The sequence below is a fragment of the Treponema sp. R80B11-R83G3 genome (assembly GCF_054786115.1).
Genome location: NZ_BDHF01000060.1, coordinates 1 through 8,895, shown reverse-complemented (window position 1 = coordinate 8,895; position 8,895 = coordinate 1). Strand labels below are relative to the sequence as shown.

The 8,895-nt window shown below is 42.6% G+C and carries 4 protein-coding genes; all 4 read right to left on the bottom strand.

The window, feature by feature from the left end:
* Positions 1–1,202: ATP-binding response regulator (locus ACYVRH_RS08935; protein ID WP_461256572.1), on the bottom strand; the 1,202-nt coding region annotated here is incomplete at its 3' end.
* Positions 1,203–2,936, bottom strand: a complete 1,734-nt coding sequence (locus ACYVRH_RS08930) for a response regulator (protein WP_461256571.1) — start codon at positions 2,934–2,936, stop codon at positions 1,203–1,205. It lies immediately after the preceding gene.
* A 33-nt stretch (positions 2,937–2,969) separates the two neighbouring features.
* Positions 2,970–7,697 (bottom strand): PAS domain S-box protein, encoded by a 4,728-nt coding sequence (locus ACYVRH_RS08925; RefSeq protein ID WP_461256570.1) that lies wholly within the window; start codon positions 7,695–7,697, stop codon positions 2,970–2,972.
* A 55-nt stretch (positions 7,698–7,752) separates the two neighbouring features.
* Positions 7,753–8,895 (bottom strand): ATP-binding protein (locus ACYVRH_RS08920; RefSeq protein WP_461256569.1); only part of this gene is annotated, 1,143 nt, incomplete at its 5' end.

Here is an 8,895-nt window from a genome sequence, read left to right as displayed (position 1 = left end):
GGGACTTTGTCCGCGCTGCCTTTCTTCGCTTTTATGGTAAATATGAATTTTGACCCCTTGCCAAGCTCCGATTCAATCCATATTTTTCCGCCCATGAGTTCTACAATCCGTTTGGAGATGGCAAGCCCAAGTCCCGTGCCGCCGAAATTTTTTGTGATGCTGCTGTCGGCTTGATTGTAAGACGTGAAAAGTTTTTTCTGCTGTTCCGGTGAAATGCCGATTCCGCTGTCGGCAACTTCAACCTTAATGGTTATTTCATCGTTCTGCTCATCCAGTTTTTCCGCGTTTAATTCAACTTTGCCGTTTTCAGGCGTGAATTTTATCGCGTTAGTCATCAGATTTGTAATGACCTGAGACAACCTCAGCTCGTCACTGATAACAAATTGGGGAACATTTGTATTCAAATTAACGATTAATTGCTGGTGTTTTTCCTGCGCACGGACGCTTGTTACGTCGATGATGTTTGACAACATTCGTCCAAAATTAAAATCATCGAATGAAAGCTCAAGTTTGTTAGCTTCAATTTTTGACATGTCAAGAATATCGTTGATTACGCCAAGTACGTACTTTGACGCGTTACCCGCTTTCTCAAGGTAACGCTTTATTGTTTGAACGTCATTTGTGTCTGTCGCTATGTTTATCATGCCTATTACGGCGTTTAACGGAGAGCGTATTTCATGGCTCATGTGGGACAAGAATTCGCCCTTGGCGCGGGACGCGTTCTGCGCTTCCAGTTCCGCCGCCTCGCGCAGACTGACTTCTTTTGTCTTTATTTCAAGCAGTTCTTCAATTTCTTTATTACGGTCAAGTATCATATTTTGCTGTTCCATCAGGGACAGATGCGTTTTTATCCGCTGTAACAACAGCGGGGTTACAAACGGCTTGTGAATGTAATCAACGGCGCCCAGTTTTAAGCCTTCCATTTCACTTTGCTCATCGCTCATAGAAGTTAGAAATATAATAGGTATTTCATGATATTTTTCGTCGCCTTTTAATTTTGTTATCGCTTCATATCCGTTCATTTCCGGCATTTCCACGTCCAGCAGGATTAAATCCGGCTGAATGTGCTGCAATAGATCAAACATTTCCAGCGCGGAGGGAATAGGATATACCCTGTATATGTCTTTCAGGGTATTCTTAAGCGCGTTAAGATTTTCCAGATTATCGTCTACCGCGATAATTATTTTTCGTTCATTGCTCATTTATTCAACTCCTCCATATTCTAGTGATAATAGATGCTTTTTTAGTTTCGCGTGCAAATCGTCTGTAATAATCGGTTTTGCAATGTGGTCGTTCATTCCCGCCGACAGGCATTTGTCAATGTCTTCTTGAAAGACATCCGCAGTCATTGCGATTATCGGAATGCCCTTTGGGCATTTCGATAATCGCTTAGGAGTTTCCTTTGGAAACTCCATGCTTTTATTTTCACCTTTGGTGAAACTCGAGCAGTCGGATTCAAAAGTTTTTGATTTAATTTCTTCTTCAAAAACCCGTATCGCTCGCGTCGCTTCATGGCCGTCCATTTCTGGCATGTGAACGTCCATGAGTATTAAATTGTATTTATCGGGATTTTCCGTGTACATGGAAACGGCCGCTTTACCGTTCTCGACAAAATCAATGGCAATGCCCGTCTTCTCCAGAAACGCCAACAAAATTTCTCTGTTGATTTCAACGTCTTCCGCTATTAATATTGAATATTTCGTAAAATCAAAATCGTCCTCTGAACCGGTAAAATCCATGTCCGCGCTACGGGTTCCCTCTTTTGCTTTTATGGTAAAAATAAATTTTGATCCCTTGTCCGGTTCCGATTCAATCCATATTTTTCCTTGCATGAGTTCTACAATCCGTTTGGAAATGGCAAGCCCAAGCCCAGTGCCGCCGGTTTTTTGTTGGATGCCGTCGGCATGCTTGTAAATCGTAAAAAGCTCTTTTTGCCGCTCCGGTGAAATCCCTATGCCGTTGTCGGCAACTTCTATCTTAAGGATTATGTCGCCGTCCCGCTCTTCCAATTTTTCCGCGTTCAACTCAATCTTGCCGTTTTCGAGCGAAAATTTTATCGCGTTGGTCATCAGATTTGTAATGACCTGCGATAATCTTTGTTCATCGTTGATGATGAACGGCGGAAAATTTTCATGCACATTAACCGTAATATGCGTATTTTTCTTTTCGGCGCGGGCTCTTGTTAAATCAATGACTTTTGACAGCATATTTCTAAAATTAAAATTACCGTGTAAAAGCTCAAATTTATTCGCTTCTATTTTGGACATGTCAAGAATATTGTTGATTACTTTCAGTAAATGCCTTGATGTGTCGTTAGCCTTCTCGAGATAACGTTTTAAAGTTTGAATGTCATCGGTTTCCCTCGCGATATTTATCGTGCCTATTACGGCGTTTAAAGGAGAACGTATTTCATGGCTCATGTGGGAAAGGAATTCGCTCTTGGCGCGGGACGCGTCCTCCGCCTCCAGTTCCGCCTTTTCGCGCAGTCTGGCCTCTTCTATTTTTATTTCAAGCAATTTTTCAATTTCTTTATTCCTGTCGAGTATCATTTTTCGCTGCTCCATCAGGGACAGATGAATATTTATCCTTTTGAGCAACAGCGGCATGATAAAAGGTTTGCGGATATAATCAACAGCGCCCAGTTTTAAGCCCTTTATTTCACTTTGATCATCGCTCATGGCAGTCAGGAATATAATGGGTATATCATAGTATTCATCAACGCTTTTCAATTTTTTAGCCGCATCATATCCGTTCATTTCAGGCATTTCAATATCCAGCAAGATTAGATCCGGCTGGATATGTTCCAATAAATTAAACATCGCTGACGCTGAGGGGCATGGATATACCATGTATATGTCTTTTAAGATACTCTTGAGTATGGTAAGGTCTTCAAGACTATCGTCTACAACAATAATTTTTTTCCGCTCGTCGGTCATTTGTTTAATTCAATCCTATTCCTTCCTGACCACTTACAAGTGGTCAGACCCTGACAATTCTTCAGCAAGCCGCTTCGCGGCTTCACCCATTTTCGATATGTCGATTTTTTGTCTCAGCCATGCCACTAAATCGGCACCTTCTTCGTAATCGGCGCTTTCCAGTTCTTGCATGGCTTTATCAATGTCGTCCACATCGTAGTTTTCACAACTCTGCCGCAGCCGCGCAAGAAGCTCCTTGTCGGGGGCTTTCAGGAGGGGCTTTTTTTCACTGCCGGCATCATGTTCTTCCAGCCATGCTTTTACATTGGCAACAATGGCTTCAGTGTCTTTAATGAGTTTGTCATTTCTAGCCAAAACGCCTTTCAAGTCGCCGGCCCTTGATATTGTTTCCAGTTTCAGGGCGGCTTCCCTTATGGCCTCCGCGCCTATGCCGGCGCTTGTGCCTTTTAACCCGTGTATGTTAATAACATAGTTGGATAAGTTCTCCTCTGTGACATTCCGCAGTTTGTCTAAAAGCCCTGGCGTGTTGGTAACATAAGAGCGCAACAGGGGAATATAAACTTTTGTGTCACCTACGTACAGGTTAAGGCCTTTTTTCGTATCTACTCCCGGTATCTCTATTACCATATTATTGGAAGAAGCGCCGTCTGCGGAAGATTCTTCATAAACCGGCACTTCTTCACGGTTGGGGTCGCGCACCCATTTTCTGATAATGTTATCCATTTCCATTACGTCGATGGGTTTGGTTATAAAAGCCTGGAAACCATGCTCGTAGAACATCTTATCCGTTCCATGTATGGCGTTGGCGGTCAGGGCGATTATCGTTAACTTTTGCGCGTATTCAGTGCCTAAAGCGCGAATCTTGTCCACCGTTTCTATGCCGTCCATTCCCGGCATCATATGATCCATAAATATGGCGTTATAGACGGGAGTCCCAGCGCGTATCCGCTCAACAGCGTCATGCCCGTTGTCCAAACAGTCAACCTGCATTTTGTAACCGTGCAAGATGCCCGACGCTACGTCCAGATTAGTCTGCATATCGTCTACTACCAGCACCTTCGCGTAACTCAAATTGAGCCTTACAAATCTTTTGGTGACAATACGTTTATCTTCGGCATAGCAGAAGTTGCGAAGTTTGCTTGCGACATCACCCCCTAAAGGCATATCATTTACATAGCCCTGCCTGAAATGCAGATGGAACGTGGAGCCTTTGCCGTACACGCTTTCCACTTTAATTTTCCCGTCCATCATTTCTACGAGTCTCTTGGTAATGGCAAGTCCCAAGCCGGTTCCTTCAATGCTCCGGTTGGCTTTTGTATCGACCTGATTGTAATCCGAGAAAAGCTTGTTTATGTCATCTTCACGTATGCCGATGCCGGTATCTTTTATAGCTGCGTCAACCCATATAGAATCGCCGTCACGCGTACAGCGCACGCTGAGTTCAATGCTTCCCTGGCGCGTGTATTTGACGGCGTTGGTGAGCATATTGGTTAATATTTGTTTTACCCGCAGATCATCGCCGTGAAGATTGGCAGGCAGATCGTCTCTTACATCCAGATAGAATTTTATGGGTTTTTCTCCAAGTCGCGTAATAACAAGCGTAATAATATCATTTAACAAGCTGGGCATATAGTAATCAACAGGCGTTATTTCCAGTTTGCCCGACTCAATTTTGGAGAAGTCCAGAATATCGTTTACAATGCTTAACAGCGTAGTGCCGGCGTTGCTTATTTTCGTTAAATTAACCGCGACATGATCGTCCAAGTCTTCATCTTCCAGCAGTAAATTTGTAAGTCCGATAACAACGTTAAGCGGCGTTCTTATTTCATGGCTCATATTGGCGAGGAATGACGTTTTGGCCTGTGAAGCGGCCTGTATTGCCTCTTCCATTATCTTGCGCTGGGTTACGTCTCGCGCAAGGCACATTATTCCGACAACTTTGCCGCCTTGCTTGAGCGGGGCTATAGTTGATTCAAAAACCGCTTCCTTCCCGGTCAATGCAGATGAGATTGACACTTCGTTAGTAATGATTTTATCCTCTTTCATTACTATTAATTCCGTATTATGCATATTTTTTATCAAATCGGGGGGGAGCAACATGCTGTCCTCATCCGTCAAATCGATCATGGCCGCTTCATTAATGCCCCAGAATAATTCAAAAGGTTTGTTGCATTGCGTATATTTTAAATCGGTATCCTTACAAAACAGTATGTCGGGGATTGTATCAATTATCATTTGCAGTTTGGCGGTTTTAAACGCGATTTCGTCTTCCATCACTTTCCGCTGGGTTATGTCGCGCCCTACGCCCATAATCCCGATTATTTCGCCGTACAGTATAAGCGGCGATTTTACCGTTTCAAAAAGACGCTTAACGCCGTCTGCGCAATACAGCCATTCCTCAACCGCTATCCGCCGCTCTTCTTTTATAACCCTGTTATCAACTTCATTGATAATCTCAGCCTCTTTGTCGGAACAATCCAGAACATACTGATCATTTTTTCCAAGTACTTCATCCGCGTTTTTACCGAACATATCCGCCATGTAATTGTTGCATAATGTATAGTTAAATTCCAAATCTTTGCAAAATACCGCGTCAGGAAGTGAATCAATCATTGTTTTAAGCATGGTAGTCTGGTACGCGATTTCCCTTTCCAGCGCTTTGCGCTGACTAATATCGCGCATAATAGTGATCAACCCCGTGACAATGCCATCCTGTATAATTGGGGATTTAACCGTTTCAAAATAACACATTTTTCCGGTTGAAGGCGAGGCGATTTTTTGTTCATAGCTAATTGTTCTGACCTCATTTATTATTGTTTGTTCTGTTTTATTAATCCTCTCCGTATCACCGGAAGCAAACCATCCGCCGTCTTTGTTAGACATGCCCAGAATATCCGCTTCACGTCTGCCTATTAATTCTTCATAAGATTTGTTACATTGCACATATTTGAAATTTTTATCCTTGCAAAACAGGGCATCGGGAATTGAATTAATTACCGCTCTAAGTTTGGATGTCTCGAATGAGAGATCGAATGTCCGCTCTCTTACCATGCTTTCCAACTGTCTGCCGGTTTTGCGGCTTCTTATAAAGAGAATTGACACAAGGGCAAGCATGAAGAAAATTATAATTGACATTCCGATAAGCCGGGATCGCTGGGCGGCTACCGACTTAACGCGGTAATCATAAGTTTTGTTCATCCACTGGTTAGAAATATTATTTATATCAATAAGGCTAATGGCCTTATCAACAATTGACTTTAGAATTGCGGCGTTCTTGTTAAAACCGACCGTTGAGTTAAATTCATGATCGAATAATAAATTAAGTTTAAAGCCCGCTTCTTCCCGGTAATTGGTATAAATAATCAGTCTGCGCCTGCTTGCGAAAATTGTGTCTGCTTCGCCGCTTCTTAACGCGTCCCAAACTTCTTCCTGAGTGTCATACTCGGTATAATTCCTGTGGTCGGGAAACATTTGTTTAAACAAATCCGCATAATGGCTTTTTTTTCGGAGGGCGACGCGTAAAAAATAAACCTCTCCTATATCAATGTTGTGGAAATCAGATTTGGTTATAAACGCGTAATTGTCAGCTAATATCGGGGTTTCAGCCCATAAAAAACGGTCTTCATTCTCTTTTGTGCGGAACAGTTCCGACAGTATCAAAGCTTCGCCGCTTTCAAGGATGTCATTCAATTCATACGTTTGCGTGCTGGGGTCGTTGATGGGGTCAAATACAAGCCCGGTAATAAGATTTGTTACTTCATCAAGCGCGTCAAAGAAAATTCCTTCCCATTTATTTACGCGGGTGTCGTAAAAACTAATCGGGTAATTGTTAAACTCTGCGGCTACGGGGATTCGCGAATGTTCTGAAATATATAAGCGCTCCTCTTCCGTAAGAAGCGATTGCATCTTGTTTACCATGTATTGCTGATACCCTCTTTTTTGCAACCCGGCAAGGTACTCAAGAACATTATTATCCCTAGCCTTTTCCATGACGGAGATTATTGGAAGAAGTTCCTCTTTTTTTATTGTCAGACAGGACAACTTGGAAATCAACGGGAAGAATTCTTTGTTCTCCACATTACCGTATTCGTCAAAAGCCCCTTCTGCGGTATTCAGTCCAAAAAAAGCGTCAGCCTGTCCATTTTTTAACAATTGGTACGCGGCTTGATGGTTGTCAACGGTAATGGTTTCAAACTCGTAATTCGTGTTTGCTTTGATGTCGGGAATTACAACCGAACCGACTAAAAAAGCGAATCGGGGCTTGCGCAGCTTTATAATTTCCATAGGCTGCATATTGCCCTTGAGCCAGTAGTATTTTATCAGGCGGCTGACGGTGGAACTTGTCATAAAATAGTTGTCCTTGTTTTCGTAACTGGTCATCAGCTCTCCGGTAAAATCGACTTCGCCGCTCTCAAGCCCTGCAAGCAATTCGTTCCATTGGTAATATTTGGGCTTGAATGGTATTCCGAACAATCTTGTAAGCCAATTGCAGAGTAAAACGGAATATCCTTTAATGTCGCCACTTTTCCCTTTGAATGCCTCTGTGGTAGGATTTACTCCGTACACAAAAGAGCCGTACTTTTTTTTAAGGGCTTCTATGGCGTTGATTTCGTCCTGGGTTACGCCTGTTATGTTCCGGTACGACATATTCGATATATCAACATAAAGCAGTTTTTCAGAAGATTTCCTGCAGCCGGAAAATATGGTTAATATAAGAACAAGAATGAATGTTCCGCGTATTAGTAATTTGTTTCCTTTCAATGTATTCTCCTTGATGCAATATGCCAAAGAATATCTTTACGTCTGCTCCGCTGCCCTATGTTTGTTGCGGAGTCAGGTATTGCTTGAGCTTCGCAAATATAATTTTTGGAACGACCGGTTTTGAGATATGATCGTTCATTCCTACCGACAGGCATTTTTCAACATCTTCCTTAAAAACATCCGCAGTCATGGCGACAATAGGAATTAGCTTTCGATTACCTTCTTTTTCAAAAGCCCTTATTTGAATTGTCGCTTCGTCCCCGTTCATTTCGGGCATGTTAATGTCCATAAGAATTAGGTTGTATTTGTCGGGATTCGCTTTGAACATTTCAACGGCTATTTTTCCGTTCTCGGCAAAATCAATTTTAACGCCCGTTTTTTCCAGATATTTGGCAAGGACCTCCCTGTTAAAGTCCATGTCTTCCGCCGCCAATATTGTAAAAGTTTTAAAATCTAAATCGGCAGCTTTAATTTCAAGAGGTGAAGCCGCGGCTGTTGCTTGATTATCTTTCATCGTCCCCCTCTTAACTTTTATGGTAAATATAAATTTTGCCCCTTTGCCAAGTTCCGATTCAATCCATATCGTTCCCTGCATGAGTTCAATAATCTGTTTGGAAATAACCAGCCCAAGCCCCGTGCCGCCGAATTTTTTTGAGATAGTATTATCCGCCTGATTGTAAGCGCTGACAAGTTTTTTCTGCTGGCCGGGTGACATACCAATCCCGCTGTCCGCGACTATTATTTTCAGGGTAATTTCGCCGTCTTTTTCGTCCATTTTTTCCGCGCTTAACGTAACCGTGCCTTTTTCCGGCGTGAATTTAATCGCGTTAGTCATAAGATTTGTAATGACCTGCGACAGCCTCAATTCGTCACTGATTATGTATGTCGGAAGATTCGGATTCAAATTGGTAACAACCTGCTGGTGTTTTTCCTGAGCGCGGATGCTTGTTACATCAACGATGTTTGTCATCATTTTTCCAAAATCAAATTCGCTGTCGGCAAGATCAAGTTTATTCGCTTCAATCTTGGACATGTCAAGAATATCGTTAATAACGCCCAGTACGTGCTTTGCGGCGTTGCCCGCTTTTTCAAGGTAAAGTTTTATCTCATCAACGCTGGTTTCATCGTTCGCTATGTTTATCATGCCGATAACGGCGTTTAACGGCGAGCGTATTTCATGGCTCATGTGGGACAAGAA

Excerpts from the sequence above, each read along its gene's own strand:
- ACYVRH_RS08930 (WP_461256571.1), bottom strand. The coding sequence starts at position 2,936 with ATGACCGACGAGCGGAAAAAAATTATTGTTGTAGACGATAGTCTTGAA.